Source organism: Chryseobacterium sp. MP_3.2 (assembly GCF_035984805.1).
Classification (GTDB): Bacteria; Bacteroidota; Bacteroidia; order Flavobacteriales; family Weeksellaceae; genus Kaistella.
Window position 1 is genome coordinate 476,930 of record NZ_JAXCHW010000001.1, and the last position, 15,242, is coordinate 492,171.

14 protein-coding genes, 1 other RNA gene and 1 pseudogene are annotated in these 15,242 nt (G+C 36.2%); 2 read left to right on the forward strand and 14 right to left on the reverse strand.

From position 1 onward, the window contains the following. Positions 1 to 47 precede the first annotated feature (47 nt). Positions 48 to 1,502 carry an LptF/LptG family permease gene (locus RCH13_RS02255; RefSeq protein ID WP_326985580.1) on the forward strand — a complete coding sequence of 485 codons (1,455 nt, stop codon included), beginning with the start codon at positions 48 to 50 and terminating at the stop codon, positions 1,500 to 1,502. A gap of 20 nt (positions 1,503 to 1,522) precedes the next feature. Here the strand turns inward: RCH13_RS02255 and RCH13_RS02260 are convergent, their stop codons facing one another. From RCH13_RS02260 to RCH13_RS02295, 8 genes are all read right to left on the reverse strand, one after another. Further along, entirely contained in the window at positions 1,523 to 2,101 is a 579-nt protein-coding gene (locus RCH13_RS02260) for a glutathione peroxidase (protein WP_326985581.1), read from the reverse strand. Positions 2,102 to 2,395: 294 nt separating this feature from the next. After that, a complete protein-coding gene (locus RCH13_RS02265) occupies positions 2,396 to 3,055 on the reverse strand; it encodes a histidine kinase (RefSeq protein WP_326985582.1) in 660 nt (219 codons plus the stop codon). 180 nt (positions 3,056 to 3,235) lie between these two features. Next, positions 3,236 to 3,973, reverse strand: a complete 738-nt coding sequence (kdsB, locus tag RCH13_RS02270; RefSeq protein ID WP_326985583.1) for a 3-deoxy-manno-octulosonate cytidylyltransferase — start codon at positions 3,971 to 3,973, stop codon at positions 3,236 to 3,238. 49 nt (positions 3,974 to 4,022) lie between these two features. Then, positions 4,023 to 5,276 carry a pyridoxal phosphate-dependent aminotransferase gene (locus tag RCH13_RS02275; protein WP_326985584.1) on the reverse strand — a complete coding sequence of 418 codons (1,254 nt, stop codon included), beginning with the start codon at positions 5,274 to 5,276 and terminating at the stop codon, positions 4,023 to 4,025. Positions 5,277 to 5,285: 9 nt separating this feature from the next. Continuing rightward, positions 5,286 to 6,998, reverse strand: a complete 1,713-nt coding sequence (locus RCH13_RS02280; protein ID WP_326985585.1) for a phospho-sugar mutase — start codon at positions 6,996 to 6,998, stop codon at positions 5,286 to 5,288. Positions 6,999 to 7,053: 55 nt separating this feature from the next. Then, complete coding sequence (locus tag RCH13_RS02285; RefSeq protein ID WP_326985586.1) at positions 7,054 to 7,785, reverse strand: GIN domain-containing protein; 732 nt, start codon at positions 7,783 to 7,785, stop codon at positions 7,054 to 7,056. A gap of 64 nt (positions 7,786 to 7,849) precedes the next feature. After that, positions 7,850 to 8,800, reverse strand: a complete 951-nt coding sequence (locus RCH13_RS02290; RefSeq protein ID WP_326985587.1) for a glycosyltransferase family 2 protein — start codon at positions 8,798 to 8,800, stop codon at positions 7,850 to 7,852. A 91-nt stretch (positions 8,801 to 8,891) separates the two neighbouring features. After that, positions 8,892 to 9,470: a DUF4199 family protein gene (locus tag RCH13_RS02295; protein WP_326985588.1), complete on the reverse strand. Its 579-nt coding sequence runs from the start codon at positions 9,468 to 9,470 to the stop codon at positions 8,892 to 8,894. A gap of 129 nt (positions 9,471 to 9,599) precedes the next feature. Here RCH13_RS02295 and ffs point away from each other — a divergent pair. After that, an RNA gene (ffs, locus tag RCH13_RS02300) (signal recognition particle sRNA small type) lies at positions 9,600 to 9,697 on the forward strand. Positions 9,698 to 10,318: 621 nt separating this feature from the next. Here ffs and RCH13_RS13915 read toward each other — a convergent pair. From RCH13_RS13915 to RCH13_RS02325, 6 genes and pseudogenes are all read right to left on the reverse strand, one after another. Beyond that, positions 10,319 to 10,486: pseudogene (locus RCH13_RS13915) on the reverse strand (NUMOD4 domain-containing protein); the annotation flags it as partial. A 2-nt stretch (positions 10,487 to 10,488) separates the two neighbouring features. Then, positions 10,489 to 11,169, reverse strand: coding sequence for a metal-dependent hydrolase (locus RCH13_RS02305; RefSeq protein ID WP_326985589.1), 681 nt, complete (start codon positions 11,167 to 11,169; stop codon positions 10,489 to 10,491). A 29-nt stretch (positions 11,170 to 11,198) separates the two neighbouring features. Beyond that, on the reverse strand, positions 11,199 to 12,128 hold the full coding sequence (gene menA / locus RCH13_RS02310; protein WP_326985590.1) for a 1,4-dihydroxy-2-naphthoate octaprenyltransferase: 930 nt from the start codon (positions 12,126 to 12,128) through the stop codon (positions 11,199 to 11,201). A gap of 73 nt (positions 12,129 to 12,201) precedes the next feature. Then, positions 12,202 to 13,038, reverse strand: a complete 837-nt coding sequence (locus tag RCH13_RS02315; protein ID WP_326985591.1) for a 1,4-dihydroxy-2-naphthoyl-CoA synthase — start codon at positions 13,036 to 13,038, stop codon at positions 12,202 to 12,204. Between the two features lie 240 nt (positions 13,039 to 13,278). After that, entirely contained in the window at positions 13,279 to 13,521 is a 243-nt protein-coding gene (locus RCH13_RS02320; RefSeq protein WP_326985592.1) for a putative signal transducing protein, read from the reverse strand. Positions 13,522 to 13,725: 204 nt separating this feature from the next. Next, a complete protein-coding gene (locus RCH13_RS02325) occupies positions 13,726 to 15,138 on the reverse strand; it encodes an APC family permease (RefSeq protein WP_326985593.1) in 1,413 nt (470 codons plus the stop codon). Positions 15,139 to 15,242 lie beyond the last annotated feature (104 nt).

Genomic DNA, 15,242 nt, shown 5'->3' on the forward strand with positions numbered 1-15,242 from the left:
AAGTCACAAAGGAAATTTCTTTGTGACTTTTTTGTTAAATTTGAGCCATGATAAAAAAAATTGACTGGTACGTCATTAAAACCTTCTTCGGACCGTTTATTTTTATCTTCAGTGTGCTCTTTTTTATCTTCGTGGTGAATATTGTGTGGATCAGATTGGCACAATTCACGGGGAAAGGTCTTACCTATTGGGAGATTTTAAAGCTCCTCTCCTACTTATCTGGTGTTGTGGTGCAGTTGGTTTTACCACTGACCATTTTACTTTCTTCTATTATGACTTTTGGCGAATTTGGGGAACGTTATGAATTAGCGGCCATGAAAGCTGCAGGAATATCCCTCACCCGAATTATGATGCCTTTATTTTTAGTATCCTTTTTATTTTCGGGATTACTTTTTGTCTTTTCCAATAACATTGTACCGGATTTTCAGCGGAAAGCCAAAAACATGCTTTATAATATCGCTGCTACCAGACCTGCGCTGAATTTTACACCGGGTCAATTTATTCAGCAAATTCCCGGTTATAGCGTGAAATTTGACCGTATCTTGGGAGAAAATGGAGAACGCTTAGAAGGGGTCTTTATTCATAAAATGGCCAATTCTTTTGAGAACCAACAATCTATTGTGGCTGAAAAAGGACGATTTGTTCCTGCAGACAATCCCAATTATTTAAAATTGGTTCTGTTTAATGGAACCGTTTTCGAAGACAATGTAGGAAGTGGAGAATATGAGCAACGTTTAAAACAACCAGATCAAGCCATTAAATTTGACACGCTAATTTCTCATTTTAATATTTCAGAAATCATTTCTAAGGCTTTAGAATCAGAAAAAATTACAGACGATTATTCCTTTCAAAATTTTATTCAGCTTAATAAAACCATTGAAAAAACAAAGAAAGAAAATGATAATATTCTAGGGAATCTCAGTTCAGATATTGTAAATCAAACCAATACATACGTTAATTTTATTGATAAGAGCAAAGCAACGAAACCGATAGTAGCACCCGGAAAACTAGATACCTTAAAACCGAAAAAAAGGCAAGAAGTTATGTTGTCTGCTTATAATAAGATTGAAGGACTTAAGCAATTGAATGCAGGAAAAGAACCGCAGGTTCAAGAGTTGCACGCTTACTTCTCGAGAGTTGTAATTTACCAGCAAAGGATTTTTGCGTTTTCCGTGACGTGTATTATTTTCTTCTTAATCGGCTCCAGTTTAGGATCAATCATTAGAAAAGGGGGTTTAGGGTTGCCTGTGGTAATTGCGATTGTGGTATTTATTATTTTCTACGTCATCAATTTATCCGTAGAAAATATGGCGTGGTCGGGAAAAATGAATCCATATCTCGCAGCATGGTTGCCAAATATTGTTCTTTTCCCTTTCGGAATTTGGTTGACCTATAAGGCACTCACAGATTCGCAACTCTTTGATATTGAGAAATACAAAGCTTTATTGAAACCTTTAATTTCTCTTTTCAAGAAAAACCGCGAAACTGCAAGATACCGTTAGAATTTTGTTCAGAAAACGGATTAGTTGAAATACTTAGTAATCGCGTTGTCTGTTGGTTTAGTCGTACTAATAAAACTGTCCACTAATTTTCCATTTTCATCTACCACAAATTTCGTAAAGTTCCACATGATCGTTGTGTTTTTTACACCATTTAAATCTTTATCTGTTAAAAATTTAAAAATGGGCGCCGTGTCATCTCCTTTCACAGAAACTTTTGCAGCCAATGGAAATGTCACCCCGAAATTTTTCTCACAGAATGCTCCAATATCAGTGTTGTTACCTGGCTCTTGACCACCAAAATTATTCGCTGGAAAACCGATAACGACTACCTTATCTGCATAATCCTGAGAAACTTTCTGCAAATCGGCATATTGTTTTGTAAAGCCACATTCAGAAGCAGTATTTACAATCAAAATTTTCTTTCCTTTAAAATCGGCAAAGTTAATTTCTTGCCCGTCAATGCTTTCAACTTTAAAATCGTAAATGCTTTTCATGGTTTGGGTGGTGGTATTTTTATCCTGCGCAATTTCTTTTTTTTGCTGAGTACAGCTTTGGAGAAAAGCGCCGATCGATAAGATGACGATAAATAATTTTTTCATTGGTTTAAAATGATTAAGGGCGGTTTGCCTTTTAAGTTAGTGGGTCGTTTAATTTTTCAGGTATAAAAATAGGTTTAAGTCCCGAAACATTCAAATCAAATTGTCTATTTCTGCCATAGCAATTTGAAAAGTTTGGTGAAATTATGGAGAAGTTTCGTATTGAAATATGTTTACACCAATCCTTATAAACGTAGGAATTTTATCAAAAAAGAATTAATGTTTATTGTACAATAGTTGACGAGCCCACTTATAGAGCGCTTGTAATGCACATAGCGTTGAGCGATTAAAGGTTCTTTAGAATTTAAAAGTATTGGCAGGTAAAACTTTATTGGACTCAATTCTATTAAGCGTCATCACGTAATCACCATCTTTTTTCTGAGAATTAGACTCCAAGCGGAAAGGCATCATTAAACTGCCAATCTTACGGTAATCACTGTAGAAAATGGTTTCGTCGGCTTTTATTTCCTTTGTAATCATATAAGTTTTAGTGTCGAAAAAATAGAGCGTTTTGTTCACATTTTTCGTGAGTTCCACTTTGTGACAGTACTGCTCTCCTACTTTTTCTTTGCCTAAATATTTTGCTTCAAACCCTTTATTTTCCCAATCGATAAAATCATTATCAAAACTTTCCGCATTGTAATTGGGATATTCCTGTACCTTATTGGTAGCGTAATTCATGGCGTAACCTTTTTTACCATCATAGCCTTCAATCGGCGTTTCCTTTTTGTTAATGGTAATCACGGTTTTGGTAAGATTTGGTCTTTGCTGATAAATTTTTATGGGATATTCATCATTGATTCCTAATGTAACTTTACCTTGTAAAATCACAGAATTCAATAATTTCCAATTGGTTAACCCTCCCGATAATTCTATATTTTGATCAATAATCTCTTTGGCTGTTTGTGCAAAAATAGTTTGCGTGCACAAAATAAGTACTAAAAATAATTTCTTCATATTACAATCTGATGTTCGTTAAAACATCCTTTCATTTCTAATTTTTCGAACCTTATAATTCCCAAATATATACTTTTACAATGGGAACGGAAATGATTTTAATTAGGTTAACATCCTAAAATATGTTAAATATTGCAGTTAGCTAATGATTTGAGGACCATGAGTCAGCAATTTTCAAAATCAAGATTTCATTTCTTTTAAAATTTGTCTCGCTTTTTCTAAATCTTCTGGAACATCAATTCCCACTCCCACAAAATCTGTTTCTATCATCTTGATTTTCATTCCAGATTCCAGATAACGGATGCATTCTATTTTTTCTGCTAATTCTAAAGGCGTCATTTCTAATTTAGAAAAATTTAATAAGGCACTTTTCCGAAATGCATAAACGCCAATATGTTTAAAATAGTTTATCGGCAATGATTTTTCTCGCGCAAAAGGAATCACAGAGCGACTGAAATAGAGAGCAAAATCTTTCTGATCAGTAATGACCTTTACATTATTTGGATTCTCAATTTCTTCCTGATCCAATAATTTTATTTTAAGTGAGGCTAATGATATTTCTTTCGTAGTATCTTCTTTAAAAACCTGAATCAATTGTTTCAGCGGTTCCAACTTTAAAAAAGGTTCATCTCCTTGAATATTGATCACGATATCACATTCAATGTTTTCTACTGCCTCTGCAATTCTATCACTTCCTGTTTCATGTTCACCCGTCATCACTGCTTTTCCTTTGTGCGCAATGATTTCATCGAAAATAATTTGGGAATCTGTAGCCACAAAAACGTCATCAAATAAGCCCGTATCAACCACATTTTGATACGTAGTTAGAATGACGGATTGATCTCCCAAACTCTGCATCAATTTGCCAGGAAATCTGCTGGCTTCATAGCGCGCCGGAATTACAGCTATAATTTTCATGTTTTAATTTGAACTACTTAGGGATTATTTTAAGACCGGAAATACCAATTTATTTTAATTTTTCCAGCGCATTTTCTAACCTTGGCAACATTGCTCGAATTTCTCCTAAAGAAACGCCACCGGCAGAAGCACGGAACCACATCATTTCTGAAGAATTCCCGAAGGCTGAAAAAGGCACGAAAGCTACTCCAGCTTCTTCAATGAGATAGAAAACCAAATCTGTAGAATTGCTAATGGATTTATTTTGACCATAAGATTTGCCGAGATAATCAATTTTAATAGTTAGGTACAAAGCGCCCATTGGCTGAATACTATCCACCGCAAAACCTTTTTCCTTCAGGGCTTGAATTCCCTCATGAAGCGTTTTTAAACTGTGAGAAATTTTCTCCTTAAAATCATCTACAAAAGAATTTACTTTTTCAGTTTGTCCTAAATATTCGGCAACTGCATTTTGCTCTGGTTTCGGCGCCCAAGCTCCAACATGAGTTAAAAGTGCCTGCATTTTTGCAATAATTTCTGCTGGACCAAAACTCCAACCGACGCGCACTCCTGTGGCTGCAAAACATTTGGATATACCATCGATGTAGACCGTGTATTTTTTCAAATCTGGGAAAAGGGAAACTGGATTAAAATGTTCTTCTGCAAAAGTTAGCATCGCATAAATCTGATCGTACATCAAATACAAGGGCTTTTCCTCGGGACCGCGACGTTTATTTTCCTCTAAGACCAATTCACAAATATCTGTAAGTTGCTGCTTGGTGTACATGGTTCCCGTAGGATTCTGTGGTGAACACAGCGCTAATAAAACTGCATTATCTAAATGGGGTTTTAAGTCTGCAGCTACTGGTAAGAAATTATTCTCTGGCGAAGTGTCTATCTCCACTTTTTCTGCACCCGTTAAATAAGAGTAATGATTATTATTCCAAGATGGAATGGGGAAAATCACTTTATCACCTGGATCCACAATTGTTTCAAAAAAAGCAAAGATCAAAGGTCTGGAACCTGCAGCTACCAAAATTTCTTGATCAGAATAATCCAGATTCCAGCGATTTTTTAAATCTTTTGATATCGCTTGACGAAGGGACAAAAGTCCACTTGCGGGTGGATAATTGGTTAAATTATTTTGATAAGCTTTATGGATTTCTTCTTTTAATTCTGCAGGGATTGGATAAATATTAGAATTTAAATCGCCAATCGTGAGGTTTGCAATTTCTGCGCCTTGACTTTTCAGGTCATTGACCTGATTTCCAATTTTAACAATTTCTGAGCCTACAAGATTTTCGGCGAGTTTGGATACTTTCATTGAATAAAATTATAGTTTTAAATCTTCTTTTACTTGCTGAATTTTATTTTCGAGCAGGACTAATTTGTTTTTAAAATCCTCTTCAGAACTAATATCATCTTTTACAGAAACATAGAATTTAATTTTCGGTTCCGTTCCAGAGGGTCTCACGCAAACTTTAGTTCCATCTTCTGTATAATAAATCAATACATTGGACTTCGGAATATCATCCATAGTAGATTTTTTATTTTCCAAAATATCTAAAGAAGTCTGCATTTGAAAATCCTTCACTACTGTTACTTTGGAGCCGGCAATTTCTAAAGGTGGATTTTCCCGAAAATCTTTCATCATCTGAATAATTTCTTCAGCTCCAGTTCTCCCCTTTCTCACTACATTCACCAAACCTTCGTAATACATTTCAAGATCTTTATAAATCTCAATCATATACTGGTACATGGTTTTTCCTTCGGCTTTGCACACTGCGGCAATTTCACAAGCTAAAAGAATAGAACCGCACGAATCTTTATCCCGCACGAAATCTCCCGTCATAAAGCCAAAACTTTCTTCGCCCCCACACACAAATTTTTCTTTCCCCTCGAAATCACGAATCATTTTACCGATCCATTTGAAGCCGGTTAAACCAACTTTGCAGTCTACGCCAAACTTTTGGGCAATATCAAAGAAAATATCAGAGGTGACAATGGTAGAGCCAATGAACTCTTTTCCCGTAATTTTTCCAGCTTTTTTCCACTGGTCCAAAATATAGTAGGTAAGAATGGTATTGGTTTGATTTCCGTTCAATAATACGATTTCTCCATCTAAATCCCGTACAGCAATTCCAAGTCGGTCACCATCTGGATCGGTTCCTATTACTATGTCGCCATTCGTAATTCTGGCTAAATCCATCGCCATTTCCAGCGCTGCGGGTTCTTCCGGATTAGGAGAACTTACCGTAGGAAAATTACCGCTCGGTATCATTTGTTCCCGAACCAAATCCACTTTTGTAAATCCTGCTTTTGCCAAAGCATCTGGTACCGTTGCGTAAGTTGTACCGTGAATGGAACTAAAAACAATGTTTAAATTATCTCGCCCAATATCTTGATACAGGGAATTTTCCATACATGCATCAATGTAAACGGCATCTTGCTCCTCGCCTATCCATTCAATGAGATCATCATTTCCTTCAAACTTAATTTCCGAAAATTTTACAGAATAGACTTCTTTGATAATTGCCTCATCATTGGGTGGAACAATTTGAGCTCCATCATCCCAATAAACCTTGTAGCCATTATATTCCGGCGGATTATGAGATGCGGTTAAAACGATTCCTGCTTGGCATTTTTTATCGCGAACGGTAAAAGAAAGTTCGGGAGTCGGACGGTGATTTTTAAAAAGCAGTACTTTAATACCATTCGCCGTTAAAACATCGGCACATATTTTCCCAAATTCTTTGGAGTTATGGCGAACATCATAAGCAATGGCGACTTTAATTTCTTGATTTTGAAACTGCGTGTGAAGATAATTGGCTAAGCCTTGCGTTGCTTGTCCCAACGTGTATTTATTGAGTCGATTTGTTCCCACGCCCATAATTCCACGCATTCCACCTGTTCCAAACTCTAATTCGCGGTAGAATGAATCCTCTAAATCTTCTGATTCACTATCAATTAATTCCTGAACCGTATTTCTGGTTTCTTCGTCAAAAGTTTCTGTAAGCCAAAGTTTTGCTTTCTCAATCGTTTCCATAAGTTTTTATTTTATTCCAGTTCCAAATTTTCGATGTAGAATTGGGACTAATTTATTAGTTCGCTGTTAAAATTTTATTTTGTACTTCTGCCGTTTTCTCAATTTTAAAAGCCCTGATTGGATTATTGTAATAAAGAAATTTGGAAGTATTTTTAATGTCTCCTTTAATTGAATCTAGAACGTTAACTTCTGTGTAATTCTCATTTTTAGAATCAATATTTAGATTTGCTATCATCCAAAAAGGCGCGATTAAACTCGCAGTATCAGAAATCTTAATCACTGCGTTTTTACTTTTGCCTGTAAAATTAGCACGGCTTTTTTCGGACATTTCGATTAAGGAGCTTCTGGCGTTTATGGCGCCTATAAATTTAGCATTTTTTTTAAGATTCAGCTTAAAATTGTCCGTGGTAATTGTGCTGGATGTATTGAATTCTACAGAATCCTTGAGTGTAAGTTTTTCCAAGTTATATTTGGAATAAACGGTCACATTATAAAAATCTACCTCCGAAGTTTCGCGTCGTTCTGTAATTTTCAAGGTTTTATCTTCCACCTTAATTTTCAAATTATCTGCAAAGTTATTGTAGGTTTCTACATTAACATAGCTGCTATCACTTTTTACATAAAAAGCCCGAAATTTCCCCTCCATTTCCAGATTTACAAAATCTTCTACCTTCTCATCAGAACTTACAATATTGCCTTTGGGCGTTATTTTCGAGCAGGAGGTGAGTGCAAAGAAAGTCATTGCTACAAAAATTAACGTGCGTAAAATTGCGTGCTTTTTGATCATTGAAATTTGGAGAGAAAATTTTAGATAAGCCATTAAAAAATTGATTTGAAAAGAATGAAATTGATTAAATCATTTTATCAATGTTATAATTCTTTTGTTCCCTATTGGTTCGGATAAGCATTTCTCCTAAAAAGCCGGCGATAAAAAGAAGTGTTCCCATCAACATCATGGTTAATGCAATGAAAAACCACGGATTATCTGTAATTAAATGTCCATAAATACCACGCGCTACATTAATTAACTTGGAAACTCCCAACCAAACAGTTGACAAAAATCCCACGATGAACATCACCGTTCCTACCGCGCCAAATAAATGCATTGGTCTGCCCCCAAATCTGCTCACAAACCAGAGCGTTACCAAGTCTAAAAATCCACGTACAAAGCGTTCAGTTCCAAATTTAGAAGTTCCATAAGGTCTTGCTTGGTGCGGAACTTCTTTTTCTGTTATTCTACGGAAACCGGCATTAGCAGCAAGAACTGGAATGTATCGATGCATATCTCCATAAACATCAATGGATTTTACCACTTCTTTTTTATACGCCTTTAAGCCGCAGTTAAAATCATGAAGTTCCACGCCAGAAACTTTTCTTGCAGCGGCATTGAACAATTTTGAAGGAATATTTTTGGTCATCACATTATCATAACGCTTTTTCTTCCAACCAGATACGATGTCATAATTCTCTTGAACAATCATGCGGTTCAATTCTGGAATTTCTTCTGGAAAGTCTTGCAGATCGGCATCCATGGTAATTACTACATCTCCTTTCGCTCTTTCGAAAGCGGCATGAAGTGCCTGAGATTTTCCATAATTTCTAGAGAATTTAATCCCATGAATTTGTGGATACTGAACTTTTAAATTTTCGATAATGCTCCAGGAAAGATCGGTGCTTCCATCGTCTATAAACCAAACTTCATAAGATAAATTGGCAGTAGTACATACTGTATTAATCCGAAAGAATAATTCTTCCAAAGACTCTTCTTCGTTTAAAAGCGGGATGATGATTGATAAATTCATATAGATTTCAAAATTTGAAATTTCTGATTCAAAATTAGATTTTTATTAGTAGAGTTTGAAGTAAAAGCTCAACTAAAAGATAACAAAAAGCTTAATGTACCCCTCTGGTTCGGAAAAAACTCGCGAAGAAAACAGACAAAATTACGTAGAAAATCATGATTGCGCCAAAGTAGTAGGTAAACTGGCGGAAAGAAAACATATCTTTATCCTTTACCATTTCTGGGGAAAAACTTTGCAGTCTCATATAATAACTTTTATCAAGCTCTGCAATTTCTTCTTTTTCCTCCAAAAACATTTTGGCTTTCTCATATTCATTGTTGAGTTCCGTTTTTTGCCTTTCGATATATTGATAGTTCAATAAGTTTTTCGCGTCTTTATCGACAAAATTGAGAAAAGCAAACATGGTTAAAACGGATAAAAGTCCGCCCAAAAACATGCTTTTAAAAGAGCGTCCAAAAATGGTGGTGAAATTCATTAAACCACCCTCTTTCTTCCAAACATGTACCGAGTAAAAGGCTCCTGCCAAATAAACTGCGGGAAGGAGGAACGCATTTAAAATGACTGTATTATTGAAATAATCGATGTTCATACCGAAAAAATACAAGCTGAAAAAAATCAGCATCGTGGCTGCATATATCATTAATCCAATTCCCGAAATATTTTTTACCATTCTAAATTTTTTATCTTTTTTCTATTATTTTTTTTATTTTTTTGAATCTTTAAAAACTAAGATTTCAATATTTCTGCAAAAATAAGCCTTTCTAATTTTGAAATTTAAATTAAACTCCTATCTTTGCACCGGCAAGTCCTAAACAACCAGCTCCTGTGACTCCTCCAGGGTGGGAACGCAGCAAAGGTAAACGGTTGTAGCGGTGTGATTTAGGTAGCTTGCCATTTTTTCTTTCTTTTTTCTAAGAGATCCTCCACCAATTGTACATGATTCCAGTTTTCCCCAGTTTTAATACGGTGAATCTGCATTTCTGATATTCCAAACCGCTTTGCTAATTTTTTATTACATACTCCTTTTTTCAATCGTTTCTTTATAAAAAGCACTTCACTGTCCTTAAGCTTTGAATTTTTCACGCGTAAAGCAGGCTCCAAAAATTCCTTCTTAAAATTATATGCAACGTTGTTCGGATGCGAATCACTGCGTTCGGTTAACGTTTGTTGATCTGCATACTCTAGATTGGTGAACACATTATTTTTTTTATCGAAATCCTTATGAATGACGAAAGTTTGAGAATTATTTTGGGGAACTTCTAAAAATAGTTCTGCTACCATTTTGTGAACCAAAAATCCAATATTTAAGGCTCTCTCCTTATTAATGTGAGTATTGATTTTTTTCCTTTTCTGAATTTCAGCGTCGCGATTTGATCTAAGTTTAGATAGTTCTGCACTTTCCTTATCTTTTTTGCCCAACAATTTTATCTTCGCATTAAGATCATCAATCGCCTTCTGAACTTCATTGATCATTTGAATTTCATCTGATGTGCGTTTTTGATATAATCTTAACCGAATAATGGGGAATCCACCTTGTAAACTTCCTCTGATGATATTACCGTCTGGATGAAACTTGTTAAATGATTTTACACGTCCCAAATTAGAAATTTCCAAATGGTTATTTCCCTCAAACTCGTAATTCAAGGGATACACTTTCCAGACTTCTTTTGAGAGCGGATTATACATATTTAAAAACTTAAAACCTGGCCTAATGTTGGCAAAATCAATTCTATATTCCTATCAGTAAAATGTTTTTTCGCTTCGTCATGATTAATCGTTATGGGCGGAAAAGTATCGAAATGACAGCCAATCACCTTCTTCGTTTTCAGTAATTCCTCCGCCGCAAAACTTGCTTTTCTGGCGCACATGGTGTAATGTGAACCGACTGGTAAAATCGCTAAATCAATATTTCCAAATAATTTTGGGAATAATTCCATATCTGCCATCACACCTGTATCTCCCGCGAAATAAAGGTTTTTTCCCGGCAAACGGAAAATATATCCTGCAGGTTCACCACCATACGTTCCGTCTGGGAAAGAACTGGTATGAGACGCGGGGACCATATAAATTTTCAGATCTAAAATCTTTGCTGAACCACCAAAATTGATATCAATCGAATTCGGATGATTAAAGTAGCCACAAATTTCTGGTTGCCCAATAATTTGTGCCGCAGGATGATGTTCCAAAACTTCTTTCACATCTGCGGTATGATCGCCGTGTGCATGAGTGATGAGAATGTAATCTATCGTTTGCGCTGCAATATTAAACCCGGATTTTTCCTTTCCAAAATTGTAGAAAGGATCACTTAAAATGCTTTTTCCTTCATAAGTAAATAAGAAGCAGTTTTGTCCTAGATATTGTATTGTCATTTATGTTTTATTTAAAAATAAAAAATGTCTTAAAAATAATTTAACCCAATCGCGACCAAAACGGCCATCGCTAAAGTAATAATTCCTACCTGCTTCAAAAATGGATCTAATTCTTTCGGCTCTTTAATCAGCATAATTTTTCTTCGAACGCCCATCATGGGAATCATTAAGATAAAAAAGATGAAGGCATAATAATTTCCTTGCGTGTGTAAATCATTTTTCATCATGAAAACCAACATTAATATTAAAGGAAGTTGCAGCAAGATGATTTCATAAATCATGGCATATTTAAATCCAAGTCGGAGCGCCAAAGTTTTCTTACCACTCAATCGATCGTTCTCAATATCGCGCATGTTATTTAAGTTTAAAACTGCAGCGCTCAACATTCCCACTGCTGTTGCTGGCAATAAAATATCCCAGTCAAATGATTTGGTAAAGAGGAAATAACTTCCGCAAACCGAAACCAATCCAAAAAATATAAACACGAAAATATCTCCTAATCCCAAATATCCATACGGTTTTTTCCCCACGGTGTATCCAATTGCCGCCAAAATACACGCAATTCCTAAGGCCACAAAAGTGTAAAATTCTTGCATTAAATTTTCGCGGAAAAATGCCAGATACAAAAGGGCAAATGTTGCAATGAGAGATAAAATAGAAAATATAATGACGGCATTCTTCATCTGACTTGCCGTAATTCTTCCCGATGCTACTGCTCTTTGTTCAGCTTCCGTAATTCTTGTTTTGTCCGTCCCTTTGATGCCATCTCCGTAATCATTCGCGTAGTTAGAAAGCACTTGATAAAGCAAGGTTACCAAAATTGCCATGGCAAAAATCTTCCAGTCCCAAGTTCCTCCACTTTCTACAATTCGCCACCGGGCGATAAAAGAGCCAAGAATAATTCCACTCATAGAAAGCGGCAAAGTGCGCAATCTTGCGGCTTGTATCCAATCGTTCATTTTTCTGTATAATGTATGATGTACAATGTAAGTGACTTTGTACTTTTTACTTTTATATCTACTTTTTACATTTTTAAGAAATCCACTTGTTCTCGCCGAAATTGGGTTTTCTTTTCTCTAAAAAAGCATTTCTGCCTTCTTTTGCCTCTTCCGTCATGTAGGCAAGTCTTGTAGCTTCTCCCGCGAAAACTTGTTGACCCACCATTCCGTCGTCCGTTAAATTCATGGCAAATTTTAGCATCCGTATAGACATTGGAGATTTGCCTAAAATTTCCTCTGCCCATTCATAAGCAGTTTCTTCTAATTTATCATGCGGAATTACTGCATTGACCATTCCCATTTCTTCAGCCTCTTTTGCAGAATAGTTCCGACCTAAAAAGAAAATTTCTCTAGCTTTTTTTTGTCCGACCATTTTCGCCAAATACGCAGAACCGTAACCACCATCAAAACTGGTCACATCTGCATCGGTTTGTTTAAAAATCGCGTGTTCTTCACTCGCCAAAGTTAAATCACAAACCACGTGCAAAGAATGTCCGCCACCAACTGCCCAACCGTTTACCACGGCAATCACCACTTTCGGCATGAATCTAATGAGCCGCTGAACTTCTAAAATATTCAATCGGTGTCTTCCATCATCTCCTACATAACCTTGCTCACCGCGGGCTTTTTGATCTCCACCGCTGCAAAATGCATGACCGCCATCTTTTGGACTTGGTCCTTCACCGGTTAATAAAACTACGCCTACTGAAGAATCTTCGGAGACGTGATAAAAAGCATCATATAATTCGGAAGTGGTTTTCGGGCGAAAAGCGTTACGTACTTCTGGTCTATTGAAGGCTATTCTGGCAACTTCGCCACATTTTTGATAGGTAATATCTTCGTATTCTTTTACAGTTTCCCAGTCAATCATTTTGTCTAAAAATTTTGCGTAAAGATAGGGAAAATAAAAAGTGAAGACAAAGGCAAAACAATTGATATTGCAGTAAAATATCAACTTTTAAGGAGCAGACAAATCAGTTTTTCTCCAAAGAAGCTGACCCGCTTTCCATTACAATTTTTCTTTTACGCTAATAAGCGAAAAAAGAAAAGATTTTCTCTGCAATCGGGGCTAAAATATAAGGCTGAATTTTACACAGAAGATTAATTTCCTTTATTGATTGAGATTAACATCTTCAGAAGTAATGCTGTCATAATCTGCCAAAACTTTTTCTGCACGATGAAAATCATTCTCATTCACCAACAGGAAATAGTTTTGGGAGATGGGAAATACGGCAATATTATTTACATATTCGTTTTTTATGTAGCTGGGAATTTCTCGGGAAGCGAGTTTGGATTTGGCTAATTCAATTTCATACAAATAGGAAGACTGAAAAATGGCGACTAATTCTGACATATTTTTACTCTAAAATTAGTTGTGAACCTTGCAAATTAAACGCCACAAAAAAAAGCCAGTAAAAATTTTTAGCCCCGGTTGGAGCAATTGTTTGAGCTCTCCAAAAAAGGCGTTCCCGATTCTCGGGAACGCCTTTTTTGGAAGCGAGTGCGGAAAACGGGTCAGTTTTTTCTATAGCAAGCCCATTTCTCACGCTTCAAAAAATTATCTGCGTGATTTATTTCGATTGATGAACCAATAAACCGGCAGTCCAAGTAAAATCAAAATGAACCCAGGCCAAGTATATTGTGGTTTAAACCAAATCAGCAAGCCGCAAAATGCAGTACCGATGAGTAAGTATATTATTGGGGTTACAGGATATAACCAAGTTTTGTACGGTCTTTCTAAATCTGGTTTTTTGATTCTTAAATAAATCACACCGAAAACAGTAATCATGTAAAATAAGACGATCACAAAAGAAATCATATCCAACAAATCGCCATATTGACCACTGAGTGCAAGAACACATGCCCAAATTCCCTGCATCCACAAAGATTTTTCTGGAACATTATGCGCATTGTTTTCTACTGCGGATTTAAAGAACAAGCCGTCTTTTGCCATGGTCTGAAAAACGCGCGAACCCGCTAAAACTAATCCATTGATGCAACCAAAGGTAGAAATCATGACTAAAATTGCCATAATGATGGTTCCAATATTACCGAAAATAACTTCTGAGGCGGAAACTGCTGGACGATTGCTTTCTGCAAAGGCAATTCCGTCCCGATCCAGCGCGTGCAAGTATACGAAGTTCACCAACATATAAAGAACCATCACGATGGTGGTCCCTAAAACCATTGATTTTACGACATTTTTCTTCGGATTTTCTATTTCTCCAGACATGAAAGTCACATTTTCCCAAGCTACAGAACTGAAAACGGAACCCACCATTGCCGCGGCTATTCCTCCTAAAAGGGTAATGCTTCCAATGGCTTTCCATTCGGTGGAGACAAGACTGGTTCCGACTTCGGTCCCGAAATTCTGGAATGCGTTCCAATTAAAACTCATATTTCCTGCCCACTGCGAATTTTTGACCAAAATAAATCCAAAAACAATAATTCCTAATAGCGCTAAAACTTTAGAAGAAGTAAAAATATCTTGTAAAATTTTTCCGTTTTTAAGGCCTTTCGTGTTGATGTACGTAAGTAAAAGAATAACAGCGATGGCTAAAATCTGAATCCAGGTTATTTTAAATCCGCCAGATTGAAAGAGTGGAGCTGAATCATTTAAGGCTGGAATTAAGTAAGCGGTAAACTTACCGAAAGCCATTGCCACTGCCGCAATCGTTCCAGTTTGAATGACGGTGAATAAACCCCAACCGTAAAGGAAACCCGTCATTTTTCCAAAAATTTCGGTGATGTAGGTATATTGTCCGCCGGCTTTTGGGAACATTGAGGAAAGTTCTCCATATGAAATTGCGGCCGCAACCGTCATAATTCCTGTAATTACCCAAACGGTAATGAGCCAGTAGCCAGAGCCTAAATTCCGCATCATGTCTGAACTCACAATAAATATTCCGCTACCAATCATAGAGCCCATTACGAGCATTGTAGCATCCCACAATTTCAGTTTCTTATTCATATATAGAAATGGATATTATATTTTGGGGTACTCAATTTCTTTGATTTAGGGTCCCCATTTTTATTTGACAGGCGTAAATATATAAATTTTCTCTAATGCTTTTA

What these genes read in the sequence shown, in the direction of transcription:
- RCH13_RS02255 (WP_326985580.1), top strand. Translation starts at nt 48, where the DNA reads ATGATAAAAAAAATTGACTGGTACGTCATTAAAACCTTCTTCGGACCG.
- RCH13_RS02260 (WP_326985581.1), bottom strand. Translation starts at nt 2,101, where the DNA reads ATGAAAAAATTATTTATCGTCATCTTATCGATCGGCGCTTTTCTCCAA.
- RCH13_RS02265 (WP_326985582.1), bottom strand. Translation starts at nt 3,055, where the DNA reads ATGAAGAAATTATTTTTAGTACTTATTTTGTGCACGCAAACTATTTTT.
- kdsB (WP_326985583.1), bottom strand. Translation starts at nt 3,973, where the DNA reads ATGAAAATTATAGCTGTAATTCCGGCGCGCTATGAAGCCAGCAGATTT.
- RCH13_RS02275 (WP_326985584.1), bottom strand. Translation starts at nt 5,276, where the DNA reads ATGAAAGTATCCAAACTCGCCGAAAATCTTGTAGGCTCAGAAATTGTT.
- RCH13_RS02280 (WP_326985585.1), bottom strand. Translation starts at nt 6,998, where the DNA reads ATGGAAACGATTGAGAAAGCAAAACTTTGGCTTACAGAAACTTTTGAC.
- RCH13_RS02285 (WP_326985586.1), bottom strand. Translation starts at nt 7,785, where the DNA reads ATGATCAAAAAGCACGCAATTTTACGCACGTTAATTTTTGTAGCAATG.
- RCH13_RS02290 (WP_326985587.1), bottom strand. Translation starts at nt 8,800, where the DNA reads ATGAATTTATCAATCATCATCCCGCTTTTAAACGAAGAAGAGTCTTTG.
- RCH13_RS02295 (WP_326985588.1), bottom strand. Translation starts at nt 9,470, where the DNA reads ATGGTAAAAAATATTTCGGGAATTGGATTAATGATATATGCAGCCACG.
- RCH13_RS02305 (WP_326985589.1), bottom strand. Translation starts at nt 11,169, where the DNA reads ATGACAATACAATATCTAGGACAAAACTGCTTCTTATTTACTTATGAA.
- menA (WP_326985590.1), bottom strand. Translation starts at nt 12,128, where the DNA reads ATGAACGATTGGATACAAGCCGCAAGATTGCGCACTTTGCCGCTTTCT.
- RCH13_RS02315 (WP_326985591.1), bottom strand. Translation starts at nt 13,038, where the DNA reads ATGATTGACTGGGAAACTGTAAAAGAATACGAAGATATTACCTATCAA.
- RCH13_RS02320 (WP_326985592.1), bottom strand. Translation starts at nt 13,521, where the DNA reads ATGTCAGAATTAGTCGCCATTTTTCAGTCTTCCTATTTGTATGAAATT.
- RCH13_RS02325 (WP_326985593.1), bottom strand. Translation starts at nt 15,138, where the DNA reads ATGAATAAGAAACTGAAATTGTGGGATGCTACAATGCTCGTAATGGGC.